The organism is Kitasatospora cystarginea, assembly GCF_039533515.1.
Lineage (GTDB): Bacteria > Actinomycetota > Actinomycetes > Streptomycetales > Streptomycetaceae > Kitasatospora > Kitasatospora cystarginea.
On sequence record NZ_BAAATR010000003.1, the window covers coordinates 34734 to 51386 of the forward strand.

Consider the following 16653-nt stretch of genomic DNA (forward strand, 5'->3'; position numbering starts at 1 on the left):
CGACTTACTTCTCGACGATCGCGAGGACGTCGCGGGCCGACAGGACGAGGTACTCCTCGTTGTTGTACTTGACCTCGGTGCCGCCGTACTTCGAGTACAGGACGACGTCACCGACCTTCACGTCGAGCGGGAGACGCTGGCCGTCCTCGAAGCGGCCCGGGCCGACGGCCAGGACGACGCCCTCCTGGGGCTTCTCCTTGGCAGTGTCCGGGATAACCAGGCCGGAGGCCGTGGTGGTCTCGGCCTCGAGCGGCTGGACCACGATGCGGTCCTCGAGCGGCTTGATGGCAACCTTGCTGCTGACGGTGGTCACGTCCGAGCTCCCCTTCGGAGATTACGGGGTAGTCCTACAGGTTGGTGGCGATGCCTGCGGGCCTGCCGTCGCGGGGGTCAGACACGCTCGATCGCGTTAGCACTCTCCCGGTGGAGAGTGCCAGGAACGACCATAGGGGGCCGTTAGCACTCAGTCAACCAGAGTGCCAACGGCGTGGCTCGGTGTTCCGCGGAACCCGCTCGAAGCGGCCAATCAACCGCACTCGTGCTCGAATCACCGGCCGCCGGAGCACCGTGAGCGCGCCGGCGCCAGACGCGATCCGCCCCGCCGGGGAGCGGCGCAGCCCCACCCCGGGTCGGCGGGACGACCGGCCGGTCCGTGCCGAACGGGGAGAATGGCCCCGTGGAGATCGAATCGTTCCGGGCCCTGCTGACCGACGAGGGCCAGACGCTGCTGGCCGAGCTGCGTGACTTCAAGGCCGGCGAGGAACTCGCGGTGGCCACCCGGCTGCGCCGCGGGCACCCGGCCGAGCTGGTGTCGGCCGCGCTCGCCCAGGCGCAGCTGCGGCAGCGGGCCAGGGCGAAGTTCGGCGATCTGGCGGACCGGCTGTACTTCACACCCAACGGGGTCGAGCAGGCGACCCGCCGCAGCGTGGCCGAGTGGCGCGCGCGGCGCTTCGCCGAGCTGGGGGTGCGCCGGCTGGCCGACCTGTGCTGCGGGATCGGCGGCGACGCCATCGCACTGGCCCGGCTGGGGATCTCCGTACTGGCGGTCGACCGCGACCCGCTGACCTGCGCGGTCGCCGGGGCGAACGCCGCCGCACTGGGCCTGGCCGAGCTGATCGAGGTGCGCTGCGCGGACGTCACCGAGGTGGACGTGACCGGGTACGACGCGCTCTTCACCGATCCGGCGCGGCGCACCTCGCGCGGCCGGGTGTTCGACCCCGAGGCGTACTCACCGCCGCTCTCCTGGGCGATCGGGGCCGCCCGCCGTACGCCGTTCGGAGCGCTCAAGGTCGCGCCGGGCATCCCGCACGAGCTGGTCCCCGAGGACGCCGAGGCCGAGTGGGTCTCCGACCACGGCGAGGTGAAGGAGGCCGCGCTCTGGTTCGGCACCCGGGCCGCCCAGCCGCACCGCGCGACCCTGCTGCCCGGCCCCCACACCCTGACCGGCGGCCGCCTGCCCGACCCCGAGGCGGGTCCGGTGGGCCGCTACCTGTACGAGCCGGACGGCGCGGTGATCCGGGCCCACCTGGTCGCCGAGGTGGCCGGGCAGGTGGACGGGCGGCTGATCGACCCGATGATCGCGTACGTGACCTCGGACCGGCTGGCTCCGACCCCCTACGCGCACGCCTACGAGATCAGCGACGTGTTGCCGTTCAACGTGAAGAAGCTCAAGGCACTGCTGCGCGAGCGTGGGGTCGGCACCGTGGTGATCAAGAAGCGCGGCATCGGCATCACCCCGGAGGAGTTGCGCCGCCAGCTCAAGCCCAGTGGCCCGAACGAGCTGACGGTGATCCTCAGCCGCACCGACCACGGTCCGCTGATGATGCTGGCCAGGCCGGTGACGGCGGCCCAGCCGGTGGGTGCCTGAACTCAGCCGGCGGGCGCCTGGATGTAGTCCTCCAGCCGGGCGACGGCGAAGCCCTGCTCCTGGATCCGACTGAGCAGCTCGCCGAACATCTCGGTCATGGTCTCGCCGTGCAGCTCGGAGGGGCCGCGGAAGTGCGCCAGGATGATGTCGCCGGGCTTCAGCTTCTTGTCGCCGGTCTGGTACTGCATGTCGTGGACCTGCATCGACTCCTGCCAGAGCACCACCGCGCGCGGGCCGCACTCCTGGACCGCTGTGTTCAGCGCCGCGGTGTGCGCGCCGTCCCCGAACGGCGGGCGGAAGAGCAGCGGTGCTTTGCCGTACTGCTCGGTGAGCGTCGCCTGGTCCTCGCAGACCTCGGACTTCTGCTTGGCCGGCGAGATCTTGCTCATCTGCGGATGGTCCACGGTGTGGTTCTGGATGTGGTTGCCGAGGGCCTGCAGCGGCTTGAAGTAGCCGTAGTCGCTCTTGATGATGTCCTTGGTCAGGAACATCGTGACCGGGACCTTGAGGTCGGTCAGCATCTCGACGAACTTGGGGTCCTTCTCGGCGCCGTCGTCGATGGTGACGAAGACGATCTTGTCCTTGGTCGGGACCTCGCTGAAGACCGGGACCTGACCCTTGGCGGTCAGCTTGATCGGCTTGTCGGCCGGGGCGGCGGGCGCCTCGGGCAGCGGCTTGAGCTTCCACTTCGCCCAGGCCGCGGCATCCGCCTGCGGCGCCGCCGAGGAGGCCGCGGCCTGCGGGGAGGCGGAGGCCTGCGCCGAGGGGGCCGCCGGGGCCTGGGACGCGGCGCTCGTGCCGCCCCCGCTGCTGCTGCAGGCGGTCAGCGTCGATATGAGCACCGCCGTCCCGGCCGCGTACATCCTGTAGTTCTTCACCGCGCCGCGCTTCCCGTCGTCGTTCTTCGAACACTTGACGGGACGCCACGCTATTCCACGTGGTTGCTGGTGAAACTCCAGCGGTGGGCCGGACGGGCCAACAGCTCGGCCGGCGGGTCGGGGACCGGGACGGGTTCGGCCGTCCACCAGGTGATCAGCAGCACCCGGTCCCCGGCGGCGGTGAACACCTCGGTACGGGCGAGCCCGGCGCTGCCGCGCAGCGCGGGCAGGGCGGCCTCGTGCACCCAGCGGTGCAGTTCGCCGCCCCGGCCCTCGGCCGCACGGGCCTCCCACATCTGCGCGAGGGTCATCCCTTCAGCGCCTCGTGCGCGGCGGAGTGCAGGTCGCCGTGCCCGACCGCCGCCGGTACGGAGACCTCGGTGACCGGCAGCGAGGAGTCCGCCGACAGGTCGAAGGCGGACGGCGTCCGGTTCCGCCAGACCATCTCGGCGCCGAGCGCGGCGACCATCGCGCCGTTGTCGGTGCACAGGCCCGGGCGCGGCACCCGCAGCACGATGCCCGCCTTGTCGCAGCGCTGCTGGGCCATCTCGCGCAGCCGGGAGTTGGCCGCCACGCCGCCGCCGATCATCAGGTGGTCGACGCCGTTGGCCTTGCACGCCTTGACCGCCTTGCGGGTGAGCACATCCGTGACGGCCTCCTGGAAGGACGCGGCGACGTCGGCGACCGGCACCTCCTCCCCCGCCCGGCGCTTGGCCTCCACCCAGCGGGCCACGGCGGTCTTCAGGCCGGAGAAGGAGAAGTCGTACTCCGGGTCCTTGGCGCCGCTGAGGCCGCGCGGGAAGGCGATCGCCTTCGGGTCACCCTCGCGGGCCCTGCGGTCCACCACCGGGCCGCCGGGGAAGCCCAGGCCCAGCACCCGTGCGACCTTGTCGAAGGCCTCGCCCGCCGCGTCGTCGATGGTCGCGCCGAGCGGGCGGACATCGGTGGTGATGTCCTCGCTGAGCAGCAGCGAGGAGTGCCCGCCGGAGACCAGCAGCGCCATCGTGGGCTGCGGCAGCCGCCCGTGCTCCAGCTGGTCCACGCAGATGTGCGAGGCGAGGTGGTTGACCCCGTACAGCGGCTTGTCCAGCGCCCAGGCGTACGCCTTCGCGGCGCTCACCCCGACCAGCAGCGCGCCGGCCAGGCCGGGACCCGCGGTGACGGCGATGCCGTCCAGGTCGGACGCCTTGATCCCGGCGGTGTCCAGGGCGCGCTGGATGGTCGGGATCATCGCCTCCAGGTGCGCGCGGCTGGCGATCTCGGGCACCACACCGCCGAACCGGGCGTGGTCGTTGACGCTGGAGGCGACCGCGTCGGCCAGCAGGGTGGTGCCCCGGACGATGCCGACGCCGGTCTCGTCGCAGGAGGTCTCGATACCGAGGACGAGCGGTTCGTCAGCCATGATCGGGTTCCTTCACGTCGTACTGCTTCACGTCGTACTGGGCTTCATGTCGTACCGGGGGACGTCCCGCTGCGGGGCGTCCTCCCTCGGGTGGTCGAGCCGCATGACCAGCGCGTCCACGTTGGCGGGCTGGTAGTAGCCGCGCCGGACGCCGACCGGTTCGAAACCGAAGCGCTCGTAGAGGTGCTGGGCGCGCAGGTTGTCCACCCGCACCTCCAGGAGCAGCTCGGCGCAGCCGCGCCGGGCGGCCTCGGCGACCAGGTCGGTCAGCAGAGCGGCGCCGAGGCCCGCGCCCTGGTGACCCGGCTCGACCGCGATGGTCTGGACGTCGCCCTCGCCGGCCACCGTCATCAGCCCCGCGTAGCCGACCACCGCGCCGTCCGGGGTGGTGGCGACGGTGTAGTGGCGGCTGCCGCCGGGGCGGGCCTCGGCCAGCTCGGACCAGAACATGCCGTGCGACCAGGCGTCGTCGGGGAAGAGCCGGAGTTCGAGCTCCATCACCGGCCCGATGTCCCACCAGCGCATCGGCCTCAGGGCCACCGCTCCGCGATGTCCCGCCGCGAGCTCGGTGCGCTCGCTCGTCACGCGGGGAGCACCGCCTTGTAGCCCGCGGGCACCTGGGCGTCCGGGCGACGCAGGTAGAGCGGGGCGTTCGGCAGCAGCTCGCGTCCGGCGGCCAGCTCGGTGACGGCGAAGTCGGCGAGCGCACCGGCCGAAACGTGCTCGGGTCCGTGCGCGCCGGGGAATGCCTCGGGGTAGAGCAGCGCACCGGCGCCGACCGAACGGGCCTCGGGGGTCAGCTCGGCCGGGCGGTCAACGGCCGGGCCCCGGGTCCGGGCGCCGGAGGTGTCGTAGGAGGCCCAGTAGACCTCCTTGCGCCGCGCGTCCGTGGCGACCGTGAACGGCCCGGTCAGCCCCTCGGTACGGGCCTGGTGGGCGACGGCGTCCAGGGTGCAGACGCCGTACACGGGCAGACCGAGCGCGTGGCCCAGCGCGGCGGCGGTGACCAGGCCGACCCGCAGGCCGGTGTACGGGCCCGGGCCGACGCCCACCGCGATGGCGGTCAGCTGGTGCTTGTCGACGCCTGCGGCGCCCAGCACCTCGTCCACGGCGGGAAGCAGCAGCTCACCGTGCCGTCTGGCATCGACCTGGAAGGTCTCGGCGAGGACGGCCGTGCCGTCGTGGACGGCGGCGGTGACGGCGGGGGTTGCGGTGTCGAACGCGAGCAGCAGCACGAGTCAAGGTTAGAGGGTCGCCAGGGTCGACATTTCGTACTGGTTCGGAACACACGTCCGGATCAAGCCTGCCCCGCCCGGCGGACCTGGCACGATGGGCCCGGACAGCACAAGGCGGCGATCGGAGCGCACGTGGCGAGCACGCGTCCTGGAGTGGTGGTCACCGGCCTGACCGTCGGTGCCCTGGCGGTGGTCGGACTGCTGGCCTTCCAGGCGGACGGCGCCCAGAGCCGGGCGCTCGCGGCGAAGCCCTCGACGAGCGCCGGCACCCCCACCGCCACCACGGCCGCCCCCTCCCCCGGCGAGAGCCAGGCCCCGCCCCTGCTGCCCGTCGCCTCCGGAACCGGCCGGCGGGTGGTCTACTCGCTCGGCAGCCGCGCGGTCTGGCTGGTGGACCCGAAGAAGACCCCGCCGGTACAGGCCGCCTTCAACGTCACCCCGGGCAGCGCCGCCCCGACCATCGGCAACTACATCGTCTACAGCCGCACGGTAGCCACCACCGGCACCGACGGGCGCCGCGTCGAGCACGTGGTCCGGTTCGCCCAGCAGAACGGGACGGTCTTCGGCTTCAGCGCCCTCGTCGACACCCCGAGCGCGTCCCCGGTCCCGACGCCCTCCGAGGCCGACCCGGCCAGGCCCAGGACCGGCGGCATCCGCTCCACCCGGGCCGACGGGCAGACCCTGTGGGACTTCGCCCCGAGCGGCACCCGGGTCGTCGTCGTCCCGTAACCCCCGGGTTAGCGGGACCCGGACTTCCGGGCCGCGGTCGTCTTCCGGGCAACGGCAGCAGTGGGCCGGGAGTGACACCACCCCCGGCATGGCGAAGCAGGTGAAGAAGCCGCAGGTCAGGCGGCCCGCGGTGGCGCGGCGGGCGGCCGGGCGCCGGGCTCCGGCGGGGTCGACACGGCGGCGGCGGCCGCGCAGGCGGCGAGCAGGGCACGCATCGGAACCGCCCGCTCTCCCTCGGCGGGTCGGGGCGCCTCGTCCCGCGGGCGCGGGGCGGGCTTGGCGGCGGGGGTGGTGCTCTGCATGGCGCCTCCCTAGTTAGGCAGACCTAACCGCGAGACCATCCCACCATGCCGGGCCACCCGGCCGCAACAGTTTGCCGACACCTTGTCGGAAAGCTCCCCCGGACGTGCGACGGGCTTCACTCGTTCCGGTGGTTGACCCGGGCGGATTACGCCGAACGGCCCAGGCCGATTCGACGCGGACCGCCCGGCCGCCGCCGGAGCAGCGGCCGGCAGGTCGGACCGCGAGCGCCCTCAGGCCACCAGCGCCGAGAGGTCGACCTCGGCCCAGCGCGCACCGATGCCGGTGAGCGTCACCTGGCGCGGGTCCGTGTCGTCCTCGGCCGCGGCCGCGCCGCCGATCGCCCGTTCGATCCGGACTTCGAGCCGGTCCTCCGTCAGCTGCTCGACCTTGCCCTCGCCCCACTCGACCACGACCACCGACGCGGGCAGCGAGACGTCCAGGTCGAGGTCCTCCATCTCCTCCAGACCACCGCCCAGCCGGTAGGCGTCCACGTGCACCAGCGCGGGGCCACCGGTCAGCGAGGGGTGCACCCGGGCGATCACGAAGGTCGGCGAGGTGACCGCCCCCCGCACCCCCAGGCCCTCGCCGAGCCCTCGGGTCAGGGTGGTCTTCCCGGCACCCAACTCGCCGGAGAGCAGCACCAGGTCACCCGCCCTCAGCAGGGCGGCGAGGTCCCGGCCGAGCCGGTTCATCCGCTCGGGCGAGGCAACGGTGATGGCGGTCTGCGGGCCCATCAAGGTCACGGTTTCCTTCCGGGGAGTGGGGCGTCAAGCCGGCCGCGTTCGGCCGGCCGGGTAGGGGCCGGCCGGACGGGATCGAGCCGGGTAGGGGCCGGCCGGCTCCGTCGGCTCCGGCCGCGGTCAGGCTTCGGGGCTGCCGTCCGGCGCGGCGAGGTCGTGGACGGACTGCGGCAGTGCCGCCGCGCCGACGTGCTCGACGGCCTGCCCGAGCAGCGCGGCGAGCCGCCGGCAGACCAGCTCGGGCCGTTCCAGCATCACCAGGTGACCGGCGTCCTGGACCAGCACCAACTCCGCCTCGGGCAGCTCGCGGGCGATCGCCTCGCTGTGCTCGGGCGGCGTGAGCAGGTCCTTGGTGCCGGCCAGCACCAGGGTCGGGATGCCGCGCAGGGTGGCCAGCGCGGCAATCTTCTCGTGGGCGCTGAAGGCCGGGTAGAACTCGGCGACCACGTCGATCGGGGTGGCGTCCAGCAGCTGCTCGGAGAACCGGACCACGGCCGGGTCCACATCCTTGGTCCCGAAGGAGAACCTGCGGTACACCACGCTGGTCAGGTCCGCGCCGAGGCGGCGGGTGGCCTCCACCAGTTCGACCTGTCGGCCGAGCAGGCGCACCACTCCGGGGGCCAGGCGGCGCAGCAGCTTGGCCCCGGCCGCGGGCAGACCGAGCGTGACGGAGTCCCAGTCGCCGGCCAGGGTACCGATCAGGGCGACCGCGGCCACCCGCTCGCGGAACAGTTCGGGGTGCTGGTCGGCGAGGGCCATCACGGTCATGCCGCCCATCGAGTGGCCGACCAGGACGATCGGGCCCTCCGGGGCGACCGCGTCGATGACGGCCTTGAGGTCGCCGCCCAGCTGGTCGATCGAGGCGTTCTCCCCGGCCAGGTAGGACCGGGAGCGCTCGGAGCGGCCGTGGCTGCGCTGGTCCCAGAAGACCAGCCGCATGCCCTCGCGCAGCGCGGCGCGCTGGAAGTGCCAGCTGTCCTGGGCGAGGCAGTAGCCGTGGCAGAAGACCACGGTCAGCGGCGGCCGGGGCTCATGGGTGGCCCCGAAGCTGCGGCGGCCCGCCGCCCCGGCCAGCGTGCCCGACCCCGCCAGCACGCCGGGCAGGCCCGTCCGGTCGACCTGGCCGTCGCCGCGCCTGCGGGTGAACCAGCCGCGCCCGGTCCGGCCGTCCTCGGGGTGCACCTGGACGGGGGCCGGCCAGCCGGTGCCGTCCAGCTCCACGTACAGCTCGGTGCCGTCCGGGGCGGGCACCGTGCGCGGGCGGCCGCGCAGCGAACCGTACGGCGCGGCGGCGTCCAGCTCCTGGCGCGCCCGGCGGCGCATGGTGCGGCCGACCGTCAGCCGCTCTATCGCCACTCCGGCGGCGGCACCGGCGGCGACCACACCTACCGAGATGCCGATCAGCCCGGCCCGGCTCACCCCGGCCGAGGCCGACTCGGCAGCCTTCGCGACCTTCGCCACGGCGGCCACCGGGCTGCTGCCGGTCGGCTCGCTCACGGCCGCTGCCCCCACGAGGCGCCCAGGTAGCGGCGGGGTACCCGGGAACCGATCCGGGTGACGATCTCGTACGCGATGGTGCCGGCGGCCAGCGCCCAGTCCTCGGCGGTCGGCTCGCCGCGCTCGCCGTTCCCGAACAGCAGCACCTCCTCGCCGGCCTCGGGCGTGTCACCGCCCAGGTCGACGACGAACTGGTCCATCGCGACCCGGCCGGCGACGGTCCGCCACTTGCCGCCCACCAGCACCGGTCCGGCGCTGCTCGCGTGGCGCGGGATCCCGTCCGCGTACCCGACCGGGACCAGGCCCAGGGTGGTCTCACCGGGGGTCGTGTAGTGGTGCCCGTAACTGACCCCGTGGCCGCCGGGCACCGACTTCACCAGCGCCAGCCGGGTGGTCAGCGCCATCACCGGACGCAGCCCGAAATCGGCGGGCGAGCCGACCTCGGGGACCGGCGAGACGCCGTACATGGCCAGGCCCGTACGGACCAGGTCGTAGTGCGACTGCGGGAGCAGCAGGGTCGCCGGGGAGTTGGCGATGTGCCGTACCTCCGGGCGCAGCCCGCCGCCCTCCGCCTGTGCCAGGGCGGCGGCGAAGCTGTCCAGCTGTGCCTGGACGGACGGGTGGCCCGGCTCGTCCGCCGCCGCGAAGTGCGACCAGATGCCGACCACCTTCAGCAGGCCCTCGGTCTCGGCGCGCCGCGCCCGGGCGACCAGCTCCGGCCAGTCGTGCGGCTGGCAGCCGTTGCGGCCCAGGCCGGTGTCGGCCTTCAGGTGCACCCTGGCGCTGATGCCGGTCGCCCGGACCGCCGCCAGCAGCTCGTCCATCGCCCACTGGCCGCTCACCGAGACGTCCAGCTCGGCGCGGAGCGCCTGCTCCCAGGGGCCGCCCGGCGTCCACAGCCAGCACAGCACCCGGGCCTGGTCCGGGCCGATCCCGGCCGCGCGCAGCGCCAGCGCCTCCTCGGGCGTGGCGGTGCCCAGCCAGGTCACTCCTGCGGCGACCGCCTCGCGGGCGCACTGAACCGCGCCGTGGCCGTAGGCATCCGCCTTGACCACCGCCATCAGCGCAGGCCCACCGGTGCGCTCCCGCAGCGAGGCCAGGTTCCCGCGCAGGGCGGCCAGATCGATGGTCGCCTCGGCCCGGAACCCGTCGGTGAGAAGGGCCGGACCGGTCGTGTTCGCAGTTGTCATCGCGCAACAGTCTCCCAGACCCGCTCGGCGCCCCCGGCCATCCCCTGGATCGACGCGGCGGCAGGAACCACTCAAGACGCCTCGGGGACGCTTGGAGGTTCCCTCCCAGGGACCGTACGGGCGTCCTTCGGGGCAGCGCCCCCGGACGGCGCACCTTACGCGGTCCCCTCCGGCACGGCACCGCCGCCCCCTCGCCTCGCGCCTCCCCGCGCCGCCGGAACGGTCAGTGGACGGACCGTACGGTCCGCCAGGCGGCCGGCAGCGCCGCGGCGACGTCCAGCGCGGTGACCGGGGCGCCGCCCCGGGCAGCCTCACGACCGGCCAGGCCGTGCAGGTAGGCGGCGGCCGAGGCGGCGTCGAGCGGGCCGAGCCCGGCGGCGAGGAGCGAGCCGGCCAGACCGGAGAGGACGTCGCCGCTGCCCGCCGTGGCCAGCCACGAGGTGCCGGTCGGGTTCACCCGGACGTCTCCCCCGGGCGTGGCGATCACCGTCGTGGAGCCCTTGAGCAGCACCGTCGCCCCGTACGCCTCGGCCAGCCGCCGCGCGGTGGCCAGCCGGGCCTCGGCCGGCTCCCTCGAGCCGCCGCCGTCCCGCTGCCCCGCACCGGTCCCGGCCGGCTCGCCGGTGCCGTCGCCGGCTCCCAGCCCGGCCAGGAGGCGGGCGGCCTCACCGGTGTGCGGGGTGAGCACGGTGGGCGCGGTGCGTCCGGCCAGCGCGGTCGGGCCGAGGCGGGCCAGTTCGGTGAGGCCGTCGGCGTCGACCAGCACCGGGACCTGGCCCGCCAGGGCCTCCTGCAGGGCGCGGGCGGCACCGTCCCCGGAGCCGGGCCCCACCACCCAGGCCTGCACCCGGCCGGCCCCGGCCGGGGAACCCTCGGTGACCAGGGTCTCGGGGAAGCGCCGGACCACCTCCTCGGCCGCCGTGCCCACGTACCGCACCGCCCCGGCCCCGCCCCGCAGCGCGCCCGCCACCGCCAGCAGAGCCGCCCCCGGGTACCGCGCCGACCCCGCCGCGACCCCGACCACGCCCCGCCGGTACTTGTCGCTCTCCGCCGACGGCACCGGGAGCAGTGCTGCCAGATCCGGGTGCTGCAGCACCGTCACCGCGGGCCGGGGCGGCTCCAGGCCGATGTCCACCAGCTGGAGCGCGCCGGCGTACGAGGCGCCGGGGTCGATCAGCAGCCCGGGCTTGTACGTGCCGAAGCAGACCGTCACGTCCGCCCGCAGCGCGACGCCGGCGACCTCGCCGCTGTCCGGGTCGACCCCGCTCGGTACGTCCACCGCGACGACCACGCCGCGCCGCTCGGCCCGGGCGAACCGCTGGGCCTCGGGCCGCAGCCCGCCCCGGGCGCCGATGCCGACGATCCCGTCGAGGACCAGGTCCGCCCGCTCGAAGGCGCTCAGGTCGGACGTCAGGCGGCCGCCCGCCGCCCGCAGCGCGGCCAGGCCGCCCGCATGCGCCTTCTCGGGCGCGAGCAGGATCGCGCTGACCGCCGCGCCGCGGCCGGCCAGCCGGGCGGCCGCGTACAGGGCGTCACCGCCGTTGTCCCCGCTGCCCGCGAGCACCAGCACCCGGCTGCCGTACACCCGCCCGAGCAGCCGGGCGCAGGTCGCGGCCAGTCCGGCGGCGGCCCGCTGCATCAGGGTGCCTCCGGGCAGCCGGGCCATCAGCTCGGCCTCCGCGGCACGTACTTGTCCGACCGTGTGTGCGTGGCGCACGGCGCCCTCCCCGTACTCAGCCTTCGGCGATCACTACCGCCGACGCTACGCCCGCGTCATGGCTGAGCGACACGTGCCACGACGCCACGCCCAGTTGCGCCGCCCGGGCCGCGACCGTACCGGTCACCCGCAGCACCGGCCGGCCGGAGTCCTCGGTGTGCACCTCGGCGTCGGTCCAGCGCAGTCCCGGCGGTGCGCCGAGTGCCTTGGCCAGCGCCTCCTTGGCGGCGAACCGCGCCGCCAGCGAGGCCGTCCCGCGCCGCTGCCCGGACGGCAGCCACAGCTCAGCTGCAGTGAACAGCCGTTCGGCCAGGCCCGGTGTCCGGGCCAGCGAGGCCTCGAAGCGCTCGATCTCCGCGACGTCGATCCCGACTCCGATGATCATCTGTGCACCTCCCGGTGCGATCTGCCACCTGGAACGCGGGCCACTGGAAAGGACTGCAGTCACATCCGTACCAGGAGGGACACGGCGATGGCGAAGACCAGGGCCGGTCACGTGGTTCGACGACGGTCCGGCTCCGTCACCCCACCGACGCCAGGGGCCCGTCGACCGTCGACGTGGTCGCGCCCTGGAACGCGCGGGCCCGCCCCTCCCGGAGCAACCGGGAGGAGCGGGCCCATGGCGCGAGGACCGGTTACTCGACCGTGACCGACTTCGCCAGGTTGCGCGGCTGGTCCACCTCGTGGCCCTTGGCCGTCGCCAGCTCGCAGGCGAAGACCTGCAGCGGGACGGTCGACACCAGCGGCTGCAGCAGGGTCGGGGTGGCCGGGATGCGGATCAGGTGGTCGGCGTACGGGACGACGGCCTCGTCGCCCTCCTCGGCGATCACGATCGTGCGGGCACCACGGGCCCGGATCTCCTGGATGTTGGAGACGATCTTGTCGTGCAGGATCGAGCGGCCGCGCGGGGACGGCACGACCACGACGACCGGCAGGCCCTCCTCGATCAGCGCGATCGGGCCGTGCTTGAGCTCGCCCGCGGCGAAGCCCTCGGCGTGCATGTACGCCAGCTCCTTGAGCTTGAGCGCACCCTCCAGGGCCACCGGGAAGCCGACGTGGCGGCCCAGGAACAGCACCGAGCGGGCGTCGGCCAGCGAGCGGGCCAGCTCGCGCACCGGCTCCATGGTCTCCAGCACCTGCTCCACCTGCTTCGGCGCGTCGCCGAGCTCGCGGATGATGTCGAAGATCTCGTCGCCCCACTTGGTGCCGCGGACCTGGCCGAGGTACAGCGCGACCAGGTAGCAGGCCACCAGCTGGGTCAGGAACGCCTTGGTGGACGCGACCGCGACCTCCGGGCCGGCGTGGGTGTACAGCACCGCGTCCGACTCGCGCGGGATGGTCGAGCCGTTGGTGTTGCAGATCGCCAGCACCTTGGCGCCCTGCTCGCGCGCGTGCCGCAGCGCCATCAGGGTGTCCATGGTCTCGCCGGACTGCGAGATGGCGATCACCAGGGTGCGGTCGTCCATGATCGGGTCGCGGTAGCGGAACTCCGAGGCGACCTCGACCTCGCAGGGGATGCGGGTCCAGTGCTCGATCGCGTACTTGGCGATCATGCCCGCGTGGTACGCGGTGCCGCAGGCGACGATCACGACCTTGTCGACCTCGCGCAGCACCGAGTCGGAGATGCGCAGCTCGTCCAGGGTCAGCCGGCCGTCGGCGCCGATCCGACCGAGCAGGGTGTCGGCGACGGCCTTCGGCTGCTCGGCGATCTCCTTGAGCATGAAGTAGTCGTAGCCGCCCTTCTCGGCGGCGGAGGCGTCCCAGTCGACGTGGTACTCGCGCACCTCGGCCGGGGTGCCGTCGAAGTTGGTGATCGTGACACCCTCGCGGCGCAGCTCGACGACCTGGTCCTGGCCCAGCTCGATCGCCTCGCGGGTGTGCGCGATGAAGGCGGCGACGTCGGAGGCGAGGAAGTTCTCGCCCTCGCCGCGGCCGACCACCAGCGGCGAGTTGCGGCGGGCGCCGACCACCACGTCCGGGGCGTCCGCGTGCACCGCGACCAGGGTGAACGCGCCGTCCAGCTGGCGGCAGACCGCCCGCATGGCCTCGGCCAGGTCACCGTCGTACGCCTCGGCCAGCAGGTGGGCGACCACCTCGGTGTCGGTCTCCGAGCGCAGGGTGTGGCCGCGCTCGGCGATCTCCGCACGCAGCTGGGCGAAGTTCTCGATGATGCCGTTGTGGACGACGGCGACCTTGCGGTCGTCGTCCAGGTGAGGGTGGGCGTTGGCATCGGTCGGACCGCCGTGGGTGGCCCAGCGGGTGTGGCCGATACCGGTCGTGCCTGTGGGCAGCGGCGTCTCGGCGAGAGACTTCTCCAGGTTGGCGAGCTTCCCGGCCCGCTTGTCGGTGGCGAGGCTCCACTGCCCGTCGGCGCCCCGGGTCTGCACGGCCACACCGGCGGAGTCGTACCCTCGGTACTCCAGCCGCTGCAGGCCTGCGATCACTACGTCGAGGGCCGTCTGAGAGCCCACATATCCAACAATTCCGCACATGTGAGCCAGCATAAGCGTGCCAGGACCCGCCTTGTTCCAGCCAACCGGCCACAGCCCGTGACCGACACCACACCACCCAGGTGGTCCACGACGGCCCACAATGGAGCATGTGCTGACCGAACTCTGTACCCGGGGCGCCTCCACGCCCTCCCCTTCCCCGTACGTGGATCTGGACCGGGCCGAGTGGAGTGCCCTGCGCGAGCGCACGCCGCTGCCACTGACCGCCGACGAGGTCGAACAGCTCCGGGGGCTCGGCACAGCACTCGACCTGGACGAGGTCAGGGACGTCTACCTGCCGCTCTCCCGGTTGCTCAACCTCTACATCCACGCCACCCACGAACTGCGCGGCACCCTGGGCACCTTCCTGGACACCCCGGACACCGAGCGCACCCGCACCCCCTTCGTGATCGGGGTGGCCGGCTCGGTCGCGGTCGGCAAGTCCACCACCGCCCGTCTGCTGCAGGCACTGCTGGCCCGCTGGCCGGAACACCCCCGGGTCGAACTGGTCACCACCGACGGCTTCCTGCTCCCCAACGCGGAGCTGCGCCGCCGCGGTCTGATGGCCCGCAAGGGCTTCCCCGAGTCGTACGACCGCCGGGCGCTGATGCGTTTCGTGGCCGACGTGAAGGCGGGCAAGGAACGGGTCTCCGCACCGGTGTACTCGCACCTGGTGTACGACATCGTGCCGGACGAGAAGCTCACCGTGGAGCGCCCGGACATCCTGATCGTCGAGGGCCTGAACGTGCTCCAGCCCGCCCTGCCGGGCACCGACGGCCGCACCCGCCTGGCGGTGGCCGACTACTTCGACTTCTCGATCTACGTGGACGCCCGCACCGACGACATCGAGACCTGGTACCTGGACCGCTTCAAGAAGCTGCGCGACACCGCCTTCCAGGACCCCAACTCCTACTTCCGGCGCTTCACCGAAGTGCCGGAGGAGGAGGCGATGGAGTACGGCCGGCAGGTCTGGCGCACCATCAACAAGCCGAACCTGCTGGAGAACGTCCTGCCCACCCGCGGCCGGGCCACCCTGGTGTTGCAGAAGGGCCCGGACCACAAGGTCCGCCGCGCGCTGCTGCGCAAGCTCTGACGCACGCCCAGCAGCCCCCCGCCCAGCGGGCGGGGGGCTGCTGACATCCGATCAGTGCGTTCTGACGCCGGATCAGCCGAGGTGGGTGCGGACGGCCTCGGCCAGCCGCTCGGCGACCGCCTTGGCCTGCGCCGGGTCGGCCGCCTCGACCATCACCCGGACCAGCGGCTCGGTGCCCGAGGGGCGCAGCAGCACCCGGCCGCTGTCGCCGAGTTCGGCCTCCGCCTCCTTGACCGCCTGGGCGAGGTCCTCCGAGGTCTTCACCCGGGTCCGGTCCACGCCCTTGACGTTGATCAGGACCTGCGGCAGCCGGGTCATCACGGCGGCCAGGTCGGCCAGCGACTTCTTGGTGGCGGCCAGGCGGGCGCCCAGCATCAGGCCGGTCAGGGTGCCGTCACCGGTGGTGGCGTGGTCCAGCAGGATGACGTGGCCGGACTGCTCTCCGCCCAGCGCGTAGCCCTCGGCCTTCATCGCCTCCAGCACGTACCGGTCGCCGACCGCCGTCTCGGCCAGGTCGATGCCCTCGCGCTGCATCGCCTGTTTGAAGCCCAGGTTGGACATCACGGTGGCGACGGCGGTGTTGCGGCGCAGCGTGCCGGCCTCCTTCATGGCCACCGCGAGGATGGCGATGATCTGGTCGCCGTCCACCTCGTTGCCGTCGGAGTCGGCGGCCAGGCAACGGTCGGCGTCGCCGTCCAGGGCGATACCGAGATCGGCCCGGTGCTCCTTCATCGCGGCGCGCAGCTTGTCCAGGTGGGTGGAGCCGACGCCGTCGTTGATGTTGAGGCCGGTCGGCTCGGTGCCCAGGGTGTGCACGACCTCGGCGCCCGCACGGGCGAAGGCCTCGGGGGCGACCCGGGCAGCCGCGCCATGGGCACCGTCGATGACGACCCTGATGCCGTCCAGCCGGTTGGGCAGCACGCCGATCAGGTGGGCGACGTACCGGTCGAAGCCCTCGTTGTACGAGCGGACCCGGCCGACGGCCTCGCCGGTGGGGCGGGTCCAGTTCTCGTCGCCGACACCGTAACGCGCGTAGTGCGCCTCGATGGCGTCCTCGATGGCGTCGTCCAGCTTGTGGCCGCCGCGGGCGAGGAACTTGATGCCGTTGTCGGGCATCGCGTTGTGGCTGGCGGAGAGCATCACGCCGAAGTCGGCGCCGAGCGCACCGGTCAGGTAGGCCACGGCGGGCGTCGGCAGCACGCCGACCCGCAGCACGTCCACACCGGCGCTGGCCAGGCCGGCGATCACCGCGGCCTCCAGGAACTCACCGGACGCGCGCGGGTCGCGGCCCACCACCGCGACCGGCCGATGCCCCTCAAAAGCCCCCGCGTCGCCGAGCACGTGCGCCGCGGCCACCGACAGGCCGAGCGCCAGTTCGGCGGTCAGGCCCTCGTTGGCCACACCGCGCACACCATCCGTACCGAAGAGTCGTCCCACGTTCCTGGTCCTCCGTCGCCAAAGTTACTGGCCAATTTCTCGCGGCTCCCCAGCCTCCGCACAGGCGTGAAGGGGA

The 16653-nt window shown here is 73.4% G+C and carries 17 protein-coding genes; 3 read left to right on the plus strand and 14 right to left on the minus strand.

Annotated features, from left to right (window positions below; genetic code table 11):
- Window positions 1-4 precede the first annotated feature (4 nt).
- Window positions 5-313, minus strand: a complete 309-nt coding sequence (gene groES / locus ABD369_RS03935; RefSeq protein ID WP_344634781.1) for a co-chaperone GroES — start codon at window positions 311-313, stop codon at window positions 5-7.
- Between the two features lie 363 nt (window positions 314-676).
- Here groES and ABD369_RS03940 point away from each other — a divergent pair, with 363 nt between their 5' ends.
- Window positions 677-1867 carry a class I SAM-dependent methyltransferase gene (locus ABD369_RS03940; RefSeq protein WP_344634782.1) on the plus strand — a complete coding sequence of 397 codons (1191 nt, stop codon included), beginning with the start codon at window positions 677-679 and terminating at the stop codon, window positions 1865-1867.
- Between the two features lie 2 nt (window positions 1868-1869).
- Here the strand turns inward: ABD369_RS03940 and ABD369_RS03945 are convergent, their stop codons facing one another.
- From ABD369_RS03945 to tsaB, 5 genes are read right to left on the minus strand one after another with little or no spacing between them, the layout of a single operon-like run.
- On the minus strand, window positions 1870-2745 hold the full coding sequence (locus ABD369_RS03945; protein WP_344634783.1) for a polysaccharide deacetylase family protein: 876 nt from the start codon (window positions 2743-2745) through the stop codon (window positions 1870-1872).
- A 50-nt stretch (window positions 2746-2795) separates the two neighbouring features.
- On the minus strand, window positions 2796-3056 hold the full coding sequence (locus ABD369_RS03950; protein WP_344634784.1) for a hypothetical protein: 261 nt from the start codon (window positions 3054-3056) through the stop codon (window positions 2796-2798).
- The gene (gene tsaD, locus ABD369_RS03955; RefSeq protein WP_344634785.1) at window positions 3053-4147 is read right to left on the minus strand and encodes a tRNA (adenosine(37)-N6)-threonylcarbamoyltransferase complex transferase subunit TsaD; all 1095 of its coding nucleotides are present in this window, start codon (window positions 4145-4147) and stop codon (window positions 3053-3055) included. Before tsaD ends, ABD369_RS03950 begins: the two co-directional genes overlap by 4 nt.
- 27 nt (window positions 4148-4174) lie before the next feature.
- Entirely contained in the window at window positions 4175-4672 is a 498-nt protein-coding gene (gene rimI, locus ABD369_RS03960) for a ribosomal protein S18-alanine N-acetyltransferase (protein WP_344635087.1), read from the minus strand.
- A 56-nt stretch (window positions 4673-4728) separates the two neighbouring features.
- Window positions 4729-5382 (minus strand): tRNA (adenosine(37)-N6)-threonylcarbamoyltransferase complex dimerization subunit type 1 TsaB, encoded by a 654-nt coding sequence (gene tsaB, locus ABD369_RS03965; RefSeq protein ID WP_344634786.1) that lies wholly within the window; start codon window positions 5380-5382, stop codon window positions 4729-4731.
- Between the two features lie 132 nt (window positions 5383-5514).
- On the opposite strand from tsaB, the gene ABD369_RS03970 reads away from it, so the two are divergent.
- Window positions 5515-6111 (plus strand): hypothetical protein, encoded by a 597-nt coding sequence (locus tag ABD369_RS03970; protein WP_344634787.1) that lies wholly within the window; start codon window positions 5515-5517, stop codon window positions 6109-6111.
- Window positions 6112-6227: 116 nt separating this feature from the next.
- Here ABD369_RS03970 and ABD369_RS03975 read toward each other — a convergent pair whose 3' ends face one another.
- The 7 genes from ABD369_RS03975 to glmS all read right to left on the minus strand — a co-directional run bounded on the left by ABD369_RS03975 (window position 6228) and on the right by glmS (window position 14050).
- Window positions 6228-6413, minus strand: coding sequence for a hypothetical protein (locus tag ABD369_RS03975; protein ID WP_344634788.1), 186 nt, complete (start codon window positions 6411-6413; stop codon window positions 6228-6230).
- Between the two features lie 231 nt (window positions 6414-6644).
- Window positions 6645-7148, minus strand: coding sequence for a tRNA (adenosine(37)-N6)-threonylcarbamoyltransferase complex ATPase subunit type 1 TsaE (gene tsaE, locus ABD369_RS03980; RefSeq protein ID WP_344635088.1), 504 nt, complete (start codon window positions 7146-7148; stop codon window positions 6645-6647).
- A 126-nt stretch (window positions 7149-7274) separates the two neighbouring features.
- Window positions 7275-8651: an alpha/beta fold hydrolase gene (locus ABD369_RS03985; RefSeq protein WP_344634789.1), complete on the minus strand. Its 1377-nt coding sequence runs from the start codon at window positions 8649-8651 to the stop codon at window positions 7275-7277.
- Entirely contained in the window at window positions 8648-9841 is a 1194-nt protein-coding gene (gene alr / locus ABD369_RS03990; RefSeq protein WP_344634790.1) for an alanine racemase, read from the minus strand. The genes ABD369_RS03985 and alr overlap by 4 nt, the downstream gene beginning before the upstream one ends.
- Before the next feature lie 223 nt (window positions 9842-10064).
- The gene (locus ABD369_RS03995) at window positions 10065-11558 is read right to left on the minus strand and encodes an NAD(P)H-hydrate dehydratase (protein WP_344634791.1); all 1494 of its coding nucleotides are present in this window, start codon (window positions 11556-11558) and stop codon (window positions 10065-10067) included.
- Between the two features lie 16 nt (window positions 11559-11574).
- Window positions 11575-11943, minus strand: a complete 369-nt coding sequence (locus tag ABD369_RS04000; protein WP_344634792.1) for a holo-ACP synthase — start codon at window positions 11941-11943, stop codon at window positions 11575-11577.
- 250 nt (window positions 11944-12193) lie between these two features.
- A complete protein-coding gene (gene glmS, locus ABD369_RS04005; RefSeq protein ID WP_344634793.1) occupies window positions 12194-14050 on the minus strand; it encodes a glutamine--fructose-6-phosphate transaminase (isomerizing) in 1857 nt (618 codons plus the stop codon).
- 100 nt (window positions 14051-14150) lie between these two features.
- Here glmS and coaA point away from each other — a divergent pair, with 100 nt between their 5' ends.
- On the plus strand, window positions 14151-15140 hold the full coding sequence (gene coaA / locus ABD369_RS04010) for a type I pantothenate kinase (RefSeq protein WP_344634794.1): 990 nt from the start codon (window positions 14151-14153) through the stop codon (window positions 15138-15140).
- A 72-nt stretch (window positions 15141-15212) separates the two neighbouring features.
- Here coaA and glmM read toward each other — a convergent pair whose 3' ends face one another.
- Complete coding sequence (gene glmM / locus ABD369_RS04015; protein WP_344634795.1) at window positions 15213-16577, minus strand: phosphoglucosamine mutase; 1365 nt, start codon at window positions 16575-16577, stop codon at window positions 15213-15215.
- Window positions 16578-16653 lie beyond the last annotated feature (76 nt).